The 17,585-nt window shown below is 69.2% G+C and carries 14 protein-coding genes; 8 read left to right on the forward strand and 6 right to left on the reverse strand.

Annotated elements, in window-relative coordinates; translation table 11 throughout:
- Positions 1-100: 100 nt before the first annotated feature.
- From rhaS to AC1DFR_RS22095, 4 genes are all read right to left on the reverse strand, one after another.
- Positions 101-1,168 carry a rhamnose ABC transporter substrate-binding protein gene (gene rhaS, locus AC1DFR_RS22080; RefSeq protein ID WP_084476154.1) on the reverse strand — a complete coding sequence of 356 codons (1,068 nt, stop codon included), beginning with the start codon at positions 1,166-1,168 and terminating at the stop codon, positions 101-103.
- A gap of 74 nt (positions 1,169-1,242) precedes the next feature.
- A complete protein-coding gene (locus tag AC1DFR_RS22085) occupies positions 1,243-2,325 on the reverse strand; it encodes an ABC transporter permease (protein ID WP_476860444.1) in 1,083 nt (360 codons plus the stop codon).
- Complete coding sequence (locus AC1DFR_RS22090; RefSeq protein ID WP_243182157.1) at positions 2,318-3,364, reverse strand: ABC transporter permease; 1,047 nt, start codon at positions 3,362-3,364, stop codon at positions 2,318-2,320. The genes AC1DFR_RS22085 and AC1DFR_RS22090 overlap by 8 nt, the downstream gene beginning before the upstream one ends.
- Complete coding sequence (locus AC1DFR_RS22095; RefSeq protein WP_476850648.1) at positions 3,361-4,905, reverse strand: sugar ABC transporter ATP-binding protein; 1,545 nt, start codon at positions 4,903-4,905, stop codon at positions 3,361-3,363. Before AC1DFR_RS22095 ends, AC1DFR_RS22090 begins: the two co-directional genes overlap by 4 nt.
- Positions 4,906-5,164: 259 nt before the next feature.
- Between AC1DFR_RS22095 and AC1DFR_RS22100 the strand changes: the two genes are divergently transcribed.
- The 7 genes from AC1DFR_RS22100 (at position 5,165) to AC1DFR_RS22130 (ending at position 14,192) form a co-directional block, all read left to right on the forward strand.
- On the forward strand, positions 5,165-6,175 hold the full coding sequence (locus tag AC1DFR_RS22100) for a LacI family DNA-binding transcriptional regulator (protein WP_476850649.1): 1,011 nt from the start codon (positions 5,165-5,167) through the stop codon (positions 6,173-6,175).
- A 12-nt stretch (positions 6,176-6,187) separates the two neighbouring features.
- Entirely contained in the window at positions 6,188-6,760 is a 573-nt protein-coding gene (locus tag AC1DFR_RS22105; protein WP_476874480.1) for an SRPBCC family protein, read from the forward strand.
- A 171-nt stretch (positions 6,761-6,931) separates the two neighbouring features.
- Entirely contained in the window at positions 6,932-7,177 is a 246-nt protein-coding gene (locus tag AC1DFR_RS22110) for a hypothetical protein (protein ID WP_476860447.1), read from the forward strand.
- Positions 7,164-7,298 carry a hypothetical protein gene (locus AC1DFR_RS22115; protein ID WP_476860448.1) on the forward strand — a complete coding sequence of 45 codons (135 nt, stop codon included), beginning with the start codon at positions 7,164-7,166 and terminating at the stop codon, positions 7,296-7,298. The genes AC1DFR_RS22110 and AC1DFR_RS22115 overlap by 14 nt, the downstream gene beginning before the upstream one ends.
- A gap of 142 nt (positions 7,299-7,440) precedes the next feature.
- Complete coding sequence (locus AC1DFR_RS22120) at positions 7,441-8,073, forward strand: DUF4232 domain-containing protein (RefSeq protein WP_476860101.1); 633 nt, start codon at positions 7,441-7,443, stop codon at positions 8,071-8,073.
- Positions 8,074-8,206: 133 nt separating this feature from the next.
- A complete protein-coding gene (locus tag AC1DFR_RS22125; protein WP_476874481.1) occupies positions 8,207-13,333 on the forward strand; it encodes a DNA glycosylase AlkZ-like family protein in 5,127 nt (1,708 codons plus the stop codon).
- On the forward strand, positions 13,326-14,192 hold the full coding sequence (locus AC1DFR_RS22130) for a DNA-formamidopyrimidine glycosylase family protein (RefSeq protein WP_476874482.1): 867 nt from the start codon (positions 13,326-13,328) through the stop codon (positions 14,190-14,192). The genes AC1DFR_RS22125 and AC1DFR_RS22130 overlap by 8 nt, the downstream gene beginning before the upstream one ends.
- A gap of 29 nt (positions 14,193-14,221) precedes the next feature.
- Here AC1DFR_RS22130 and yczE read toward each other — a convergent pair whose 3' ends face one another.
- Positions 14,222-14,935 carry a membrane protein YczE gene (gene yczE / locus AC1DFR_RS22135; RefSeq protein ID WP_476874483.1) on the reverse strand — a complete coding sequence of 238 codons (714 nt, stop codon included), beginning with the start codon at positions 14,933-14,935 and terminating at the stop codon, positions 14,222-14,224.
- A gap of 61 nt (positions 14,936-14,996) precedes the next feature.
- On the opposite strand from yczE, the gene yczR reads away from it, so the two are divergent.
- Entirely contained in the window at positions 14,997-16,574 is a 1,578-nt protein-coding gene (gene yczR, locus AC1DFR_RS22140) for a MocR-like transcription factor YczR (RefSeq protein WP_476874484.1), read from the forward strand.
- A gap of 159 nt (positions 16,575-16,733) precedes the next feature.
- Here yczR and AC1DFR_RS22145 read toward each other — a convergent pair whose 3' ends face one another.
- A complete protein-coding gene (locus AC1DFR_RS22145; protein ID WP_476874485.1) occupies positions 16,734-17,426 on the reverse strand; it encodes an SRPBCC family protein in 693 nt (230 codons plus the stop codon).
- Positions 17,427-17,585 lie beyond the last annotated feature (159 nt).

The raw sequence follows: 17,585 nt of genomic DNA on the forward strand, positions 1-17,585 counted from the left end.
CGGTGCTGCGGCACCGGTGAAGCGGAACGGAGTGAAGTGGTGAGGTGCCGGGCGGGCTGTCGGCGGCCCGCCCGGCCGCTCGGGATGGGTCAGGAACGGATCAGAAGTTGTACTTGTCGATGTTCTCGGCGTTGAAGACCGTCGGCGGGCCGACGATCACCAGGCCGCCCTTTTCGACCTTGCGTTCGCCCAGTTCGCCGGCGGTGAAGGTATCCCCTTCGGCGCCGGTGATCTTGCCGTCCTTGAGGGCCTTGCCGGCGAACGCCGCCACGTAGCCGAGCTGCGCCGGATCCCAGAGGGCGAACTCCTTGACGGTTCCGTCCTTCACGAAGGGCCGCATTTCATTCGGCAGTCCGAGCCCGGTCAGGGCAACCTTGCCCTTGTAGGCGGACGTTGAGAGGTACCGGGCGGTGGCGGCGATGCCCACGGTGGTGGGCGAGATGATGCCCTTCAGGTTCGGGTGGGCCTGCATGAGGCCCTGGGCTTCCTGGAAGGACTTGGTGTCGTTGTCATCGCCGTAGACCTTGGCCACAAGCTTGATGTCCTTGTACGCGGGGTTGGAGGCGAGCTCCTCCTCCATGTACTTGATCCACTCGTTCTGGTTGGTGGCGTTGGCGGTGGCGGATAGGATGGCGATCTCGCCGCTGCCGCCGATCTGCTCGGAAATCAGCTTGGTCTGGATCAAGGCAACGTCCTTGGCGACGACCTGGCTGATGAAGATGTCGCGGCAGTCGGGATTGGTATCCGAGTCGAACGCGACGATCTTGGCGCCTGCGGAACGGGCTTCGCCGAGGGCGGTGCAGACGGCGTCGGGGTCATTGGCGGCAATCGCGATGACGTTCGTGCCGGCCTGCGTCTCGGCGTTGATGAACGAAACCTGGCTGGAGGCGGAGGCTTCCAGCGGTCCGACGACCTGCGAGGAGGCGAATCCTGCCTCAGTGGCGCCCTTCTTGCCGCCGCCCAGAACAACGTCCGTGTACGGGTTGTTCAGCTGCTTGGGGATGAAGGTGATCTTCTGGTCCCCGCCGCCTGCCGAGGGGCTGCTGGTGTCGGTCGAGGATGCAGAGCCGCTGTTGCAGGCTGTCAGCGCCAGTGCGGCCACGGCGGTGATGGCCACCATGCTTCCCAGTCGGCCGGTCCGGCCCTTGTTCTTGCGGTTCAACATCATTGTTCTTCCCTTTTCCTTCGTGCGGTCGGTACAGCCGGTCCCAGGCGGGCGCGGTTTGTTGTGGTGTGCAGATTTCAGGTGGCCTTGCGGGTGAAACTTCGGCGGACGCGGCGGGTGTGCCGCCATTGCCTGATGGCGGAGCCGATGCTCGGCGCCACCACTGAGAGGATCAGCAGCAGTCCGGTCACCGTGATGAGGACGACGTCGGACACCCGGGCCAGGCGGAGGGCGTAGTTGAGCGTGCCGATCAGCAGGACGCCGGCGATGACGCCGGGGATGGAGCCCTTGCCGCCGAAGATCGACACGCCGCCGAGCAGGACGGCGGCGATGACGGCCAGTTCCAGGCCGGAGGCGTTGTCGCTGCGGGCGCTTGTGTAGCGCAGCGTCCAGTAGATGCCGGCGAGAGCCGAAACGGCGCCGGACCCGACGTAGAGCCAGAACTTGCTGCGGGCGACGTTGATCCCGACGAAGCTGGCGGCTTCCTTGCTGTAGCCCATCGCATAGAGGCCGCGTCCGAACGGTGTGAAGTGCAGCAGCACGCCGAAGAAGACCATCACCACCACGACGCCGATCATCACCGTGGGGATGCCGGTACCGCCGATTTTGGAGGTGAAGAAGGCGGTCAGCGCCTTGGGGAAGTTGGCCACGGCGTTGTCGCCGATGATGACCAGGGCCAGGCCGCGGAACAACGCCAGGGTGCCGATGGTGACCGCCAGGGAGGGCAGTCCGAGGACCGCGATCAGGAAGCCGTTGAACATGCCGGCGGCAATTCCTGCCAGCAGGCTGATTGCCAGGGCCAGCCAGATGTCCGTCCCGCCGGCCCAGAGGACGCCCATCAGGGCGCTGGTCAGGCCGGCGGTGCTGGCCACGGACAAGTCGATTTCGCCCGTGATGATGATCAGCGTCATCGGCATGGCAATCAGCAGGACCGGGATCACGTCCAGGAGCAGGAAGCCGGTGGTGACCGGCGAGGCGAAGCGCGGAATGGCGATGGCGGCGTAGATCAGGAAAGCAATCAGGGCGTAGATGGTGACCGCGTCACGGCCCATCAGGATCCGCGCGGCCCCGGTCCGGCCCTTCGGTTCGCTGGCCAGCGGCTTGGTGTTGTCAGCCACGGGAGCCGGCGCCGTGCTGGTGGTGGACGTGGTTTCAGACATTGCGAGCCTCGCTAATCCGCAGTTTCTTGGCTGTGCGCAGGCTGGCCACGCGGTCGATGATGATGGCGGTGAGGATCAGCACGCCGACGATCGCCTGCTGCCAGAACTTGTCCACCCGCAGGGCGGTCAGGGAGCTGGTGATGGTGGTCAGGAGGACGGCGCCGAGCGCGGCCCCGGTCACCGATCCGCTGCCGCCGAAGATGGCCACACCACCGACGACGGCGGCCGCCACCACGGTCAGTTCCATCCCCGTGCCGGTGGTGGCGCCGACGGAGTTGAAGCGGCTGGCGTAAAGCACACCGGCCAGGCCGGCGAGCGCGCCGTTGGCCAGGAACGCGAGGAACACGCGCTTGGAGACCTTGATGCCGAAGGCGGTGGCCGCGTCCGGGTCCGAGCCGATGGCGTACAGGTCACGGCCCGGGCGGGTGCCGGACATGTAGATGGCGACGGCGATTACGACGACGATGGCCAGCAGCGTGATGACGGGGAACCCCAGAAAGGTGTTCACCGAGAGGGCGCCGAACTCCTCCGGACGGTCGCCGGCGAAGTACTGCTTGCCGCCGGCCCAGGCGTTGTTCAGGCCGCGGTACACGTAAAGCGTCCCGAGGGTGATGACCAGGGCGGGCACTTTGGCGAGGGTGACCAGGGCGCCGTTGACGGCGCCCAGCAGCGCCCCGAAGGCCATGCCGATCACAAAGACTGCGATGATCGGCACGTCGGGCATGGCCGAGAAAAGGGAGCCGGTGCCGAAGGCGACCAGCCCCAGCATGGAGCCGACGGAAAGGTCGATGTTCCTGGTGATGATCAGCAGGGTCTGCCCCACCGCCAGAATCATGATGATCGTGGCGTTGAGCAGCAGGTCCTTCACGCCCTGCGCGGTGAGGAACAACGGGTTAATCAGGTAGGTGACCAGTACCAGCAGTGCCAGCGCGATCAGCACGGGGAGTTCGCGCATCCGCAGCAGCGAGGCGACGGCGCCCCGGGCTCCGGCGTCGGGTGCCGGCGTCGTTGCGTTCTTGTGGTCCAGAGCTGAGCTCACAGGGTTCCTCCTGCGGAAGACGTGGCGGCGTGCATGACCGATTCGGGGTTCGCATCGGCACGGTCGAGTTCGGCGGTGATCCGGCCTTCGCGCATGACCAGGACGCGGTCCGCCATGCCGAGGACCTCGGGCAGTTCCGAGGAGATCATCAGGATCGCGATCCCGCGCCCGGCAAGGTCCGATATGAGCCGGTGGACCTCGCTCTTGGTGCCGACGTCGATGCCGCGGGTGGGCTCGTCGATGATCAGCAGCCGCGGGTCCGTGGCCAGCCACTTGGCGAGCACCACCTTTTGCTGGTTGCCGCCGGAGAGCGTGGAGACGGCGTACTCCTGCGAGCCGGTCTTGACCTGGAGCCGTTTGCTCCATTCCTGGGCCGCGCGCCGCTCCGCGCCCCCGTTGATCAGGCCCGCCGTCGTGTACTTGTTGCGCAGCGTGAGCGTGACGTTCCGGGCCACGGACAGGTCCATCACGAGGCCCTGCTTGCGGCGGTCCTCCGGCACGAAGCCCATGCCGGCGGTGATGGCCACCTGGGGATTCCTCGGCCTGAGCTTGCGTCCGTCGAAGGTGATATCGCCGGCGTCGTAGGGGTCGATGCCGAATACGGCACGGGCCACCTCTGTGCGGCCGGCGCCGACGAGGCCGGCCAAGGCAACGATTTCCCCGGCGCGGACCTCGAAGCTGATATCGCGGAACACCCCGGCGCGGCTGAGGCCGTCCACTTTCAGGACCACGTCGCCGATCTCGGCAGGGGTCTTGGGGAACAGGGCGCCAATGTCGCGGCCCACCATCTCGCGAACGACCTGCTCGACGGTGACGTCGGCCGTGCGGTGGGTGGAGATGTACCGGCCGTCCCGCATCACGGTGATGCGGTCGCACAGGTCAAAGACTTCGTCGAAACGGTGCGAAATGAAGAGGATGCCGGTCCCGCGGTCCCGGAGGCTCCGGGCCACGGCGAACAGCCGTTCCACCTCGACGCCGCTGAGGGCTGCCGTGGGCTCGTCCATCACCAGGACTTTGGCGTCCAGCGAAATGGCCTTGGCGATTTCAATGATCTGCTGGTCCGCGATGGACAGGCCTTCGGCGATGCGGGTCGGGTCGATCGGAACGCCGAGCCGCTCGAACAGCTTGCGCGCCTCCCTGACCATGGTCGCTTTGCTGATGAGCCCGAAGCGGCCCTTGGGCTGGCGGCCGATGAAAATGTTCTCCGCGACGCTCAGGTCGGGGAAGAGCGTGGGTTCCTGGTAGATGACCGAGATTCCGGCGTCCTTGCTCTCGGCAACATTGCGGAACTGGACGCTCTGGCCTGCCACCTGGAAGTCGCCGGAATCGGGGTGGTGCAGGCCAGCGAGGATTTTCACCAGCGTGGACTTGCCGGCGCCGTTCTCGCCGACGAGTGCGTGGATTTCGCCAGCCTCGATGTGGATGGTGCCGTCGGCCAGGGCGACCACCGGGCCGAAGGTCTTGGCTGCGTGGGAGAGCGAGAGGACCGGAACCTGCTCCCCCTCAGCGGGGCCGGACCGGGAACTGTGTGTCTGCTGCATAAAATTGACCGCACCTTTGGGGCTTAGTGAACTGTGCCTAGTGAACACGAAATGAATCGTTTCATAACGAGTTGTGATTTGAATCATAAGGTCTTCAAATCAACACGTCAACTGACGTCAGGCATTCGTGACGCTGCTTTTGATTCGTTTCAATGAAAGGGTTCAAAGTGGACCCCGGACGGGTATCCTGAAGTGACTATTTTGCGTACGCGCCGCCTGGCCCCAGGGGCTGCGGCGTCCACCTTCAGGAGCACAGGAAATGGTTTCAGCGAGCGTCAAGGACGTCGCGGCACTGGCCGGCGTCTCGGTGGGGACGGTCTCCAATGTGCTGAACCGGCCGCAGAAGGTTTCCGCGGAAGTTACCCTGAGGGTCCAGTCCGCCATCGACAAGCTCGGCTTCGTCCGGAACGACGCCGCGCGCCAGTTGCGCGCGGGCATGAGCCACAGCATCGGCCTGGTGGTCCTGGACGCTGCCAACCCCTTCTTCTCGGATCTGGCCCGGGGCGCGGAGGACCGCGCCGCCGCGGAGAACTTCACCGTCCTCGTCGGCAACAGCAACGAGGACGAGGGCCGGGAATCCGCGTATCTGGACCTCTTTGAGCAGCAGCGCGTGCGGGGCGTGCTGCTGTCCCCGGTAGGAAATGTGATTCCCCGGCTGGAGCAGCTCCGGCGCCGGGGCATCCCTACAGTGCTCGTGGACCGGCAGACAGAGAACACGAGCTTCTCCTCCGTGGCCGTGGACGACCTGGCGGGCGGGGAGATGGCTGCGGCCCACCTGTTGTCGCTGGGCAGGCGGCGGATCGCGTTTATCGGCGGCCCGGCAAGCATCCGGCAGGTAGCGGACCGTTTGGCAGGGGCGCGGAAGGCCATCGACGCCGTTGCGGGTGCAACGCTGGAGGTCATCGCCACGGAATCCCTGACCGTGCTTTCGGGCAGGGCGGCCGGCGAGTCCATCCAGGCCCGGCCCGAAGCCGAACGCCCGGATGCGATCTTTGCAGCCAACGACCTGCTTGCCGTGGGTGCCCTGCAGGGCCTGATGCTCATGGGCGGCGTCAAGGTGCCGCAGGAGATAGCCCTGATCGGCTACGACGACATAGAGTTCGCCGCCGCCGCCGTCGTCCCGCTGTCCTCCATCCGGCAGCCCAGCGCCCTCATCGGCTCCACCGCACTGGAACTGCTGCTCCGGGAGGCGGCATCGGAGGACGGCTTCGCACCCACCCAGGTGGTCTTTCCGCCCGAATTGATAGTGAGGGCATCCACGCAGGGCTGAAAGGAGGCCCCGATGGGCAGCACAGATTATGAGTTCCGGACCGTCTGGCGCGTGGCGGGCACGCCGGAGGAGGTCGCGGCCGTCCTGGGCGACGCCACCGCCATGCCGCGCTGGTGGCCTTCCGTCTATCTCAGCGTCGAGCCCGTGGCCGGCGGCCCCGACCCTCGGCCCGGCATTCCGCGCCCCACGCGTCTGCACACGAAGGGCTGGCTGCCCTATACGCTCCGCTGGACCCTCACGGTTACGGAGCCCGTCACGGCCCGCGGCTTCGCCCTCACCGCGGCAGGCGATCTGAACGGCACCGGCCGCTGGACCTTCGAGCCTGACGGGCCGGAAACGGTCATCACCTACGACTGGCGCGTCAGCGCCGCCAAGCCCCTACTACGGCGGCTGAGCTGGCTGCTGAAGCCGGCCTTCGCCGCCAACCACCGCTGGGCGATGGCCCGCGGCCAGGAGAGCCTCGCCCTGGAACTGCGCCGGCGCCGCGCGGCAGCGGGGGGCAGCGCTGCCGGGGCGGCGGTCCCACCGCCTCCGCCGCCCACCTTTGCCTGGCTGACCCGCCGCGCAGCGCGCACGGACACGTAGACGGCCGCCTACCGTCCGGAGTTCTGCCCGGGCTCTTGCCCTGAACTTCCGGCCCTGGACTTGTGCACAACAGTAAGTCAGTGTCTCATTCACTTGACCATTGAGGCGGGAGGCCATTCCACGGTTAGCTGGGTCACATCCTCGTTTCCCCGTGACCGTTCAGGACTCCTCATGACCTTGCAGAAAAACCGGCCTTCCGGCAGCGCCGCCCATTGGGACGATGTCGAGATCGGCGACGCCGTCCACCTCCACCGTGGCGGCCGCCTTGAGCACGCGGGCCTGGTGGATAACCGCACGCCCGACGGCGACGTCGTATGGGTGCTCTCCGACGGCGGGCACCGTCAGCTGTTCCACGTTGCCGACGGCTTTGAACTGAGCGTGGCAGAACCCGAAGGAGCCGGCCATGCTGGCAACTGACCGGCCAACGGCCCTGGCACGGCAGCCGGAAATCCTGTCCGGGTCCGCGTCCGGGACGGACCCCTGGGCCGCTTCCTGCCCCGACGACTGCCACTACTGCTCGGGGCCCGAGACCGACTAGGGCAGCTGCTCGCCGGCTGCGGAATAGAGCACGCGGCGCAGTTGACCTCGGCCTATGCCGGGAAATCACAATCCGGACATCAATCGGGCTCCGTCGCAGTGGCATCGTTGACTAAGGCAACGGCGGGGATAATGGTTGAGCCATGAGGTCTCAGCGAATGAAGCACGCACTGGTTGTGACAACGGCTGCCGCGGCGGCCCTCCTATTCAGCGGCTGCGGGGGCAGCTCGACGCAGGCCCAGTCGGCCACGTCCCCGCCCAGCCCGTCTGCCACGGAAACCAGCCAGCCGCCCGCGACGTCCGCTGCCGCGCCGGAATCCTCTGCGGCCGCCGCACCGTCCACCGCCAAGGGCGGCCCCCAGCTGTGCAAGGCCGCAAGCCTGACCGGCACCACCGACGCCACGGGCGGCGGCGCGGCCGGCAGCATCTACATGCAGCTGATCCTGACCAACTCCGGCACCGAACCGTGCCTGCTGAAGGGCTTCGCGGGCGTCTCCCTCACAGCAGGGGCCGACGGTGAGCCGATCGGCGCCGCCGCCACCCGCGACGACTCGGGCCCGGTCACCGACGTCACGCTTGCCCCGGGCAAGGCCGGCACAGCCACCCTGCGCTACACCCAGGCCGCCAACTACCCGGACTGCACCAAGACACCGGCGGCAGGATTCCGGGTCTACCCGCCCAACGACACCGCGTCGCTGTTCATTCCGCAGCAACTGGACGCCTGCACCAACACGGAGATCAACCTGCTGACCATCGGTGCCTTCCAGCCCAAGTAACACCCGTCCCCCGCGTCTCTGATCCAGCGCGTCTGCGCTCCCACCCGTCCCGGGGCACCTGGCCCCCGCGGGACCCGCCGCCCCATGATGTGGCCCGGCCAATAGTGTCGGCGGGGTAGGGCATGATGGAGGAATGAAGGGGCAGGAGCTCGCCGGCGGCACACTCGCGGCCGACGCCATGGACCGGTTCAGCCGGCCGACCCGGGACTGGTTCCTGGGCGCTTTTTCCGCGCCCACACCGGCCCAGAACGGCGCCTGGAATGCCATCTCCTCCGGTGCGCACGCCCTCGTCGTCGCACCCACCGGCTCCGGCAAGACGCTCGCCGCGTTCCTCTGGGCGCTGGACCGGTTGCTTGTCTCCGCGCCCGCAGAGCCCGACGCCCTGCCCGGCCTGGACCCGGCGGCCAAGGGCGGGCGCCGGAAGCCTGCTCGAGGCAAGGCGCCCCAGCGCAAGACCCGTGTGCTGTACATATCCCCGCTCAAGGCTCTCGGCGTCGACGTCGAACGCAACCTCCGCGCGCCGCTGATCGGCATCACGCAGACCGCCAAACGCCTGGACCTGCCGGCCCCGCTCATTACCGTGGGCGTCCGGTCCGGGGACACGACGGCGTCGGACCGCCGCTCGCTGCTCAGCCACCCGCCCGATATCCTCATCACCACCCCGGAATCGCTCTTCCTGATGCTGACGTCGAAGGCCCGCGAAACCCTCAGCGAAGTGGACACGATCATCGTCGACGAGGTCCACGCCGTCGCCGGCACCAAGCGCGGGGCGCATCTGGCAGTATCGCTGGAACGGCTGGACGCGCTGCTGCCCAAGCCCGCCCAGCGGATCGGGCTGTCGGCCACCGTGGAACCCAAGGAGCTGGTGGCGCAGTTCCTCGCCGGCTCGGCGCCGGTGGAAATTGTCGCCCCTCCGTCACGGAAGAACTGGGACCTGACTGTCTCCGTCCCGGTGGAGGACATGTCCGATCTCCAGGGCGCCGCCGGGGCCTTCGACTCCGGTCCGGCCTCCGGGCTGCAGCCCCAGGCCTCCATCTGGCCGCATGTGGAGGAAAAGATCGTGGACCTGGTGCTCGCCAACCAGTCCACCATCGTGTTTGCGAACTCCCGCCGCCTCGCCGAACGGCTCACCGCCCGGCTCAACGAGATCTACGCCGAACGCCAGCTCCTGGCAGCCGGCGGCGGCTGGACGGACTTTGGCGCCGGCGCCCCGGACTTCGACGCCGGACCGAATGACGTGCCGAGTCCGGTGCCGTCCGGCCGCGGGGGCATGCCGTCCGGCCGCGCCGCCGCGCAGCCCACATCCACCGCCACACCGGCCCACATGATGGCCCAGGCCGGGAGCACCGCCGGCGCCGATCCCGTGCTGGCCCGCGCCCACCACGGCTCCGTGTCCAAGGACCAGCGCGCCCTGATCGAAGATGACCTGAAATCCGGGCGGCTGCGCTGCGTCGTGGCCACGTCCTCACTCGAGCTCGGCATCGACATGGGTGCCGTGGACCTGGTGGTGCAGGTCGAGTCGCCGCCCTCCGTGGCCAGCGGCCTGCAGCGGGTGGGCCGCGCCGGCCACCAGGTCGGCGAAGTCTCCCAGGGCGTCCTGTTCCCGAAGCACCGGGCAGACCTGGTCCACACGGCCATCACCGTGGAGCGGATGCTCGCGGGCAAGATCGAGCGGCTGAGCGTACCGGCCAACCCGCTGGACATCCTGGCCCAGCAGACGGTCGCCGCCACTGCCCTCGGTGCCATCGACGTGGAGGACTGGTTCAACACGGTCCGGCGGTCGGCGCCGTTCGCCTCGCTCCCCCGCTCCGCGTTCGAAGCCACCCTGGACCTCCTTGCCGGGCGCTACCCCTCGGACGAATTCGCCGAACTGCGCCCCCGGGTCATCTGGGACCGGAACGCCGGGACCATCGAGGGCAGGCCCGGCGCGCAGCGGCTCGCCGTCACTTCCGGCGGCACCATCCCGGACCGCGGGCTGTTCGGCGTCTACATCATCGGCACCGAAGTCGAGGGCACCGGCGGTAGCGGTTCCTCCGGCGGCGCCAGTGCGGACGGCAGGGCAGCCAGCCCGGCCGCCGCCGCGGCCAAGGGCGGGCGCCGGGTGGGGGAACTCGATGAGGAAATGGTCTATGAATCCCGGGTTGGCGACATCTTCGCACTCGGCGCCACCAGCTGGAAGATCGAGGACATCACGCACGACCGTGTCCTGGTCTCGCCGGCGTTCGGCCAGCCCGGCAAGCTCCCCTTTTGGAAGGGCGACTCCCTGGGCCGGCCGGTGGACTTGGGCCGCGCCCTTGGCGCGTTCATGCGCGAACTGGCGGCGTCCGACGTCGGGCCGGCCACCGAGCGGTGCAAGGCCAGCGGACTGGACGATTACGCCGCGAACAACCTGATCCAGTACCTCGCCGAACAACGGCTCGCCACCGAGGTGGTCCCCAGCGACACGACCCTCGTGGTGGAACGCTTCCATGACGAGCTTGGCGACTGGCGCGTGGTGCTGCACAGCCCCTTCGGCATGCCCGTGCACGCACCGTGGGCCCTGGCCGTGGGCCAGCGCCTGCAGCAGCGCTACGGGATGGACGGCTCGGCCATGGCCGCCGACGACGGCATCGTGCTGCGCGTGCCCATGATGGAGGATGAGCCGCCGGGCGCCGAGTTGTTCCTGTTCGACCCGGAGGAAATCGAGCAGATCGTGACGGCGGAGGTCGGCGGGAGCGCCCTGTTCGCCTCCCGGTTCCGCGAGTGCGCGGCCCGCGCGTTGCTCCTGCCCCGGCAGAATCCCGGCAAGCGGCAGCCCTTGTGGCAGCAGCGGCAGCGTTCGGCGCAGCTGCTGGATGTTGCCCGGAAGTACCCGACGTTCCCGATTGTCCTCGAGACGGTCCGCGAGTGCCTGCAGGATGTCTACGACCTTCCGGCGCTGAAGGACATCGCCGCGTCGGTCGAGCGCCGCGAGCTCAGGATCGTCCAGACCACCACCCAGCAGCCTTCCCCGTTCGCGAAGTCTTTACTCTTTGGCTACGTGGCCCAGTTCCTCTACGAAGGCGACTCCCCGCTGGCTGAGCGCCGGGCCGCCGCCCTGGCCCTCGATTCCACCCTGCTCAACGAGCTCATGGGCCGCGTTGAGCTGCGCGAACTGCTGGATGCGAAGGTCATCGAGGCCACCGAACGCGAACTGCAGCGGCTGGCCCGCGACCGACAGGTGCGCGGGCTGGAGGGCGTCGCGGACCTCCTGCGCCTCCTCGGTCCACTCTCGCCGGACGAGGTCGCCGCCCGGCTGGAGCCGGTGGCGGCCCCAGCCCAGGGAAGCGAGGCTGCCGGGACCGACCAGGGGGGCCTGCCTGTCGAAACCCCGGCAACCGAGGCCGACGCCGGCGCCCACCTCACCGCACTGCAGCGGGCCAACCGGGCGATCAAGGTCAACATCGGCGGCATCGAACGCTTCGCGGCCGTCGAGGATGCCGCCCGGCTCCGGGATGCCCTCGGCGTGCCGCTGCCCATGGGTGTGCCGCTGGCCTTCATCGAACCGGTCGCGGACCCCCTCGGCGACCTCGTCTCGCGCTACGCCCGCACGCACGGGCCCTTCACCGCCGCCGAGGCCGCGGCGCGGCTGGGACTGGGCGTCGCCGTCGTCGGCACGGCACTGAAGCGGCTGGCCGCGGACGGACGCGTGGTGGAAGGAGAGTTCCGCCCGCACGCTGCGCCACCGGCGGGCACGTCAGCCAGCACGGCAGCCGGCGGTGAAGAATCCGGGGTGGAGGGATCCGGCGAGGAGGCGTTCCAGCCCGCCGTTTTGCCCACTGTTTTGCCTCCGGCCAGCGTGAGCGAATGGTGCGACGCCGAGGTCCTCCGCAGGCTGCGCCGCCGTTCCCTCGCCGCGCTCCGCGCCGAAGTCGAACCGGTGGACGCCGCCGCCTACGGCCGATTCCTTCCCGCCTGGCAGAACTTGCGGACCCCGGGCGGCCGCGGGCAGTCCGCGCTCCGCGGCCTGGACGGCATTATCACGGCCATCGACCAGCTCTCCGGCGTGCCCATTCCGGCCTCGGCATGGGAGCCGCTTGTCCTGGCCAGCCGCGTCTCCAACTACCAGCCGGCCATGCTGGACGAGCTCATGGCCGCCGGCGAGGTCCTCTGGTCCGGTGCCGGCTCGCTGCCCGGCAACGACGGCTGGGTGAGCCTGCACCTCGCCGATTCGGCCGAACTGACGCTGAACCCGTCCATCGACTTCGAACCCGGCGACGCGCAGCGACGGCTCCTCGAGCACCTGCAGAACAACGGCGGCGGCTACTTCTTCCGGCAGCTGACCGAGGTTGCCGGCGGCATGGATTCGGTGCTCAGCGACCAGGACGTGGTGGCCGCACTCTGGGATCTCGCCTGGGCGGGCCGGATTACCGGCGACACGTTCGCCCCCGTCAGGGCCCTGATCGCCGGCGGCCACACCGCGCACCGGCAGGTGGGGCGCGCCCCGCGGGCCCGCGCGCCGCGGCTCAGCCGGCTCGGACGGGCGCACGGCACCGGCCTGCTCGGATCACCGGGACTCACCGGCGGCCGGTACGGATCCGTGACCGGCACCGCGCCCGCTCCCCCGCTCGCCGCGGGACGCTGGTCCGCGCTGCCCTCCCCGGAGCTCGATCCCACCATCCATGCCCGGGCCACCGCGGAGCTGCTCCTGGACCGCTACGGCGTGGTCACCCGCGGCTCGGTCATGGCAGAAAACATCCTCGGCGGCTTCGGCCTCATGTACAAAGTGCTGGCCCGGCTCGAGGAAGCCGGACGCTGCCGCCGCGGCTACTTCATCGAACACCTCGGCGCGGCGCAGTTCGCCGTCCCGGCCACGGTGGACCGGCTGCGGTCCTACGTCGAGGACGCCGAGTTGCACAAGGCCGAGCCGGTGGCCCTGGCCCTCGCCGCGACCGACCCCGCCAACCCGTACGGCGCCGCACTGCCGTGGCCCGCGCTCAACGTCGACGCCGGCACCGGCCACCGCCCCGGCCGGAAGGCCGGCGCCCTCGTGGTCCTGGTCGACGGCGCCCTGGCGCTGTACGTCGAACGCGGCGGCAAGACCCTGCTCGCGTTCAGCGACGACCCCGACGTCCTGGCCGCGGCCGGCACGGCCCTGGTGGGTGTGGTGACCCGCGGCGCGGTGGACAAGCTGATCATGGAAAAGGTCAACGGCCACGGCATCCTGGACACCCCGGTGGCGGCCGCCCTCGCCCAGGCCGGGGCCTATTCCACGCCCAAGGGACTGAGGATCCGTGCCTGAGGGCGATTCGGTCTTCCGCGCCGCCGCACAGCTGCACGCAGCCCTGGCCGGGAAGGAACTGGTCTCCTCCGACTTCCGGGTCCCGCGCTTCGCCACCCTGAAACTCGGCGGCTGGACCGTGGCCGAGGTGGTGCCCCGCGGCAAGCACCTGCTGATGCGCGTCCAGGGCCCGACGTCCAGAGACCGGCTCACCATCCATTCGCACCTGAAGATGGAGGGCAGCTGGCAGGTCTACCCGCCCGGGGGCCGCTGGCGGAAGCCCGGCTTCACGGCCCGCTGCGTGCTGCGGACCGCCACGGCCGACGCCGTCGGGTTCTCCCTGGGCATCCTTGAGGTGGTCCGGACCGACCAGGAGGACACCATCGTGGGGCACCTCGGCCCGGACCTGCTGGGCCCGGACTGGGACGCGGCCGAGGCCGAACACCGGCTGCTCGCGGCTCCGGACGTTCCGATAGGCGTCGCCCTGCTGGACCAGAGCAAGCTCGCGGGGATCGGAAACATCTACCGGTGCGAGGCCTGCTTCCTCGCGGGAGTCCACCCGGCGTCGCCCGTCTCGGCAGTGCCGGATCTGGCCGCCATCATTACCGACGCCCAGGTCCTGCTCTCCGCCAACCTCGGGCCGGGCCGGCGGACCACCGTGCTGAACGCGCGGGGCGTGCCGGTGGGCCGCACCGCCGGGCGTCCCGGTTACTGGGTTTACCGGCGCGAGCACCAGCCGTGCCTCAAATGCGGCACTCCGATCCGCCGCGGCGTCCTGGGCAAGGAGAACGGCGCCGGCACTTTCACCGAGGAACGGGACATCTACTACTGCCCCACCTGCCAGCCCCTGCCGGGCCCCGGAAGAGAAGGCGCCGGCTGACGGGGCCCGCGGGAATTAACCCGCGGAAATCAATCGGCCGGCCCGCTGCCCGCCGCCACAGGGACCGCCGCCACTGGAACTGCCGTCCCGGCAACGGCGGCTTCCGTTTCAGAACCGGACGTTTCAGTTCCTGCGGCTTCAGTTCCGGCCTCAGGTACCGGACGCGCTTCCGGAACGGTGAACCGCGGCAGCAGCAACTGCACCAGGGGGCCAATGGCCAGCGCGTACAGCACCGTGCCCACACCGACCGAGCCGCCCAGCAGCCAGCCCGCGCCAAGGACCACCACTTCAATGCCGGTGCGGCATACCCGGACCGGCCAGCCCGTCCGCCGGGCGAGGCCCGTCATGAGCCCGTCCCGTGCGCCCGGGCCCAGGCGGGCGCCGATGTAGCAGGCGGAGGCGACGCCGTTGAGCAGCACGGCCCCGACGAGCAGGCAGATCTGGCCGCCCAGATGCGAAAACTGTGGAATCAGGGCCAGCCCGATGTCCGCGAAGACCCCCACCAGCACCGCGTTGCACAGGGTTCCGACGCCGGGCCATTGCCGGAGCGGGATCCACAGCAGCAGCACCAGGAAGCTGACAACAACCACCACCGTGCCGAGGCTGAGCCCGGTCCTGGCCGCCAGCCCCTGGTGGAGCACGTCCCACGGCGCCGTGCCGAGGCTGGCGCGGATGACCATGGCGAGGGAAATGCCGTAAAGAGCGAGGCCGATGAGGAGCTGGAGGAGTCTGCGGGTCAACATGGTCTCCATCCTCCACGAAAACTGGCCTTGCAATCCATAGCCAGTTTGAAATACTGGCTCTATGTCCGTCTCTTTGACTCCGGGGTCGCTGGCCCGCCTGCTGGGCGAGTGGAACGTCGGTGCCGCCCCCGCTTACCGCGAGCTGGCCGACGTCGTCCGCCTGCTCATCCTCGACGGCCGCGTCGCCCTGGACGTCGCCCTGCCGAGCGAGCGCTCGCTGGCAGCGGCCCTTGGCATCAGCCGCACCACGGTGACGGCGGCCTACGCCCTGCTGCGAGAGCAGGGTTTCCTCAGCAGCGGCCAGGGCAGTCGGAGCCGGAGCTGCATCCCGAGCCAGGGGCCCTTGCATGCCGGCGGCCACGACGGAGCCCTGCGGCTGAGTGGCGCGCCCGGACTGGCGGTGCCGGACGGGATCCTGGACCTGGCTTATGCCTCCCTGCCCGCCAGCGGCGAAGTGGTGCACCGGGCCTTTGCCGCGGCCCTGACCGAATTGCCGGCCCTGCTGCCTGGCTTCGGCTACGACGCCCTGGGCGTGGGCCCGCTCCGGGAAGCCATTGCGGCCCGGTACACCGCCGCCGGGGTCCCGACAACGGCCGCGCAGGTCCTGGTCACCTCCGGCGCCCAGCACGCGCTGAACATTGTGCTCCGCACATTGGCCGGGCGGTCCGGGACCAAGGTGCTGGTGGAGCATCCGAGCTACCCGAACGCCCTCGACGCGATCCGGGCTGCGGGCTGCCGCCCGGTCCCGGTGGCCATGCCTGCCGCAGCACCCGGCGGCACAGGTCATAACGGCGCAGTCCACGGCGGCCGTGTCCACAGCGCAGGCGGTAACGGCCTTGCCCACAACGGCCTTGCCCCGAACGTCGCAGGCGGCTGGGACCTCGAGGCCATGGAAGCGCTGCTCCAGCAGCGGCCCGCGATGGCGTATGTGGTGCCGGACTTCCACAACCCCACCGGCCGGCTGATGCCCGATTCCCAGCGGCGCCGGCTCGTGAAGGCGGCCGCGGCGTCGGGCACTGTGCTGGTGGTGGACGAGACGCTGCGGGAGTTGAACCTCGACGGCGCCGCCTCGACCCCCATGGCCGCTTTCAGCCCGGCGGTGGTCTCCCTCGGTTCCCTCAGCAAGTCGCACTGGGCAGGGCTGCGCACCGGCTGGATCCGCGCCACTGAGCCCCTCATCCAGCGTTTCGCCGCTGCCCGCACCACCCTGGACCTGGGCGGGCCGGTGGTGGAGCAGCTCGCCGGGGCGCATCTGGTCAACGCCATGACGGAGCCGCTCCCCGACAGGCTGGCCGCGCTGCGCGAGAACCGGCACAAACTGGTGGAACTGATTCGGGAGCACCTGCCCGACTGGGAGCCCGAATGGCCCGTCGGCGGCCTGTCCGTCTGGTGCCGACTCCCGGCGCCGATCAGCACGGCACTGGCGGTGCTGGCCCCCGACGTCGGGATCCGGCTCGCCGCCGGACCCCGGTTCGGTGTCGGCGGCGCGTTTGAGCAGTACTTGCGGTTGCCGTTCACGCTGCCACCGGAGCAGCTGGAGACGGCCGTGCTGGCATTGCGTTCGGCGCAGGACCGGCTGGAGGCCTCCCCGCAGCTGCGGCGCAACCTGTCGTCCCCGCCGGCCGCGGCCATCGCCTGAGACCGGGCGCCCTCGGGCCCGCCCTGCGACGCCCTTTCTTTCCCGCGTCTCGAGGTCGCCGGAAACGTCCGAAGTCGCCGGTCGATTCCGGCGACTTCGGCCCGTTCCGGCGATCTCGAACATTCAGGGCATCGCCAGACGGGATCCGCGTCGCAGGAACTAGGCGTAGACCTTCGCCAGGAACCCGGTCCAGGCTTGGGCCGTCGCCCCGGCGTCCCCGCTGCCGCTGAAGTCGTGCACGGTCATGCCCACCGGCGCGCCGAAGGCGTTGCGCCCGAAGAAGCGGTACATCGTGTCCGCGGTCCGCAGGCCGAGGAAGTTCTCGTTGGAGAAGTCCACTTCGCCGGCCAGCGGCCCGACGCCGTCGAGCTCCAGTTCCACCGTCTCGCCCGGAGCGGCAGTGTCGACGCCAAGGGCCCGCTTGAGCCGGTCGAAGCCGTCCGGGGTCTGCGAAGCCGCGGGTGCCTGGATGTCCGCGAAGACCACGGGCTTGCCGTCGAAGTACTTCAGGTACTGGCCCAGGGTGTGGAGGTAGAACGCGGTGTGCTTGCTGGCGCCGTCGTACTGCTCGTCCCAGTTGTCCGCGAAGATGCCGCTATGCACATAGTGCAGCCTGGCCCGGCCACCGTCGAGCGGCTCCAAGACGTGCTCCAGCTGGTTGAACCAGCCATCCGGACCGTCCATCCGGGACACCAGATGGGAGGGGTATTCGTCCACGGTCCGGACCGCCGGCCATTGGTCCGTGGGGAACATCCAGGCCGGAGTGTCCTTGGTGACGGCCTCCCACACCCGTTCCGGGGTACCGGGCAGTTCGGAGTCGTAGACGATTTCGAATTTCCGTTGGTCAGTCATTGTCCTGCTCCTTGGCTTGTGGGTTTGTTTGTGGGGTTGCTGTTTGTGGGGTTGCTGTTTGTGGGGTTGCTGTTTGTGGGGTTGCTGTTTGTGGGGTTGCTGTTTGTGGGGTTGCTGTTTGTGGGGTTGCTGTTTGTGGGGTTGCTGTTTGTGGGGTTG

Source organism: Arthrobacter sp. 05T410 (assembly GCF_056396505.1).

Excerpts from the sequence above, each read along its gene's own strand:
- AC1DFR_RS22100 (WP_476850649.1), top strand. The coding sequence starts at position 5,165 with ATGGTTTCAGCGAGCGTCAAGGACGTCGCGGCACTGGCCGGCGTCTCG.
- AC1DFR_RS22115 (WP_476860448.1), top strand. The coding sequence starts at position 7,164 with ATGCTGGCAACTGACCGGCCAACGGCCCTGGCACGGCAGCCGGAAATC.
- rhaS (WP_084476154.1), bottom strand. The coding sequence starts at position 1,168 with ATGATGTTGAACCGCAAGAACAAGGGCCGGACCGGCCGACTGGGAAGC.
- AC1DFR_RS22120 (WP_476860101.1), top strand. The coding sequence starts at position 7,441 with ATGAGGTCTCAGCGAATGAAGCACGCACTGGTTGTGACAACGGCTGCC.
- yczR (WP_476874484.1), top strand. The coding sequence starts at position 14,997 with ATGTCCGTCTCTTTGACTCCGGGGTCGCTGGCCCGCCTGCTGGGCGAG.
- AC1DFR_RS22145 (WP_476874485.1), bottom strand. The coding sequence starts at position 17,426 with ATGACTGACCAACGGAAATTCGAAATCGTCTACGACTCCGAACTGCCC.
- AC1DFR_RS22095 (WP_476850648.1), bottom strand. The coding sequence starts at position 4,905 with ATGCAGCAGACACACAGTTCCCGGTCCGGCCCCGCTGAGGGGGAGCAG.
- AC1DFR_RS22125 (WP_476874481.1), top strand. The coding sequence starts at position 8,207 with ATGAAGGGGCAGGAGCTCGCCGGCGGCACACTCGCGGCCGACGCCATG.
- AC1DFR_RS22105 (WP_476874480.1), top strand. The coding sequence starts at position 6,188 with ATGGGCAGCACAGATTATGAGTTCCGGACCGTCTGGCGCGTGGCGGGC.
- yczE (WP_476874483.1), bottom strand. The coding sequence starts at position 14,935 with ATGTTGACCCGCAGACTCCTCCAGCTCCTCATCGGCCTCGCTCTTTAC.
- AC1DFR_RS22110 (WP_476860447.1), top strand. The coding sequence starts at position 6,932 with ATGACCTTGCAGAAAAACCGGCCTTCCGGCAGCGCCGCCCATTGGGAC.
- AC1DFR_RS22085 (WP_476860444.1), bottom strand. The coding sequence starts at position 2,325 with ATGTCTGAAACCACGTCCACCACCAGCACGGCGCCGGCTCCCGTGGCT.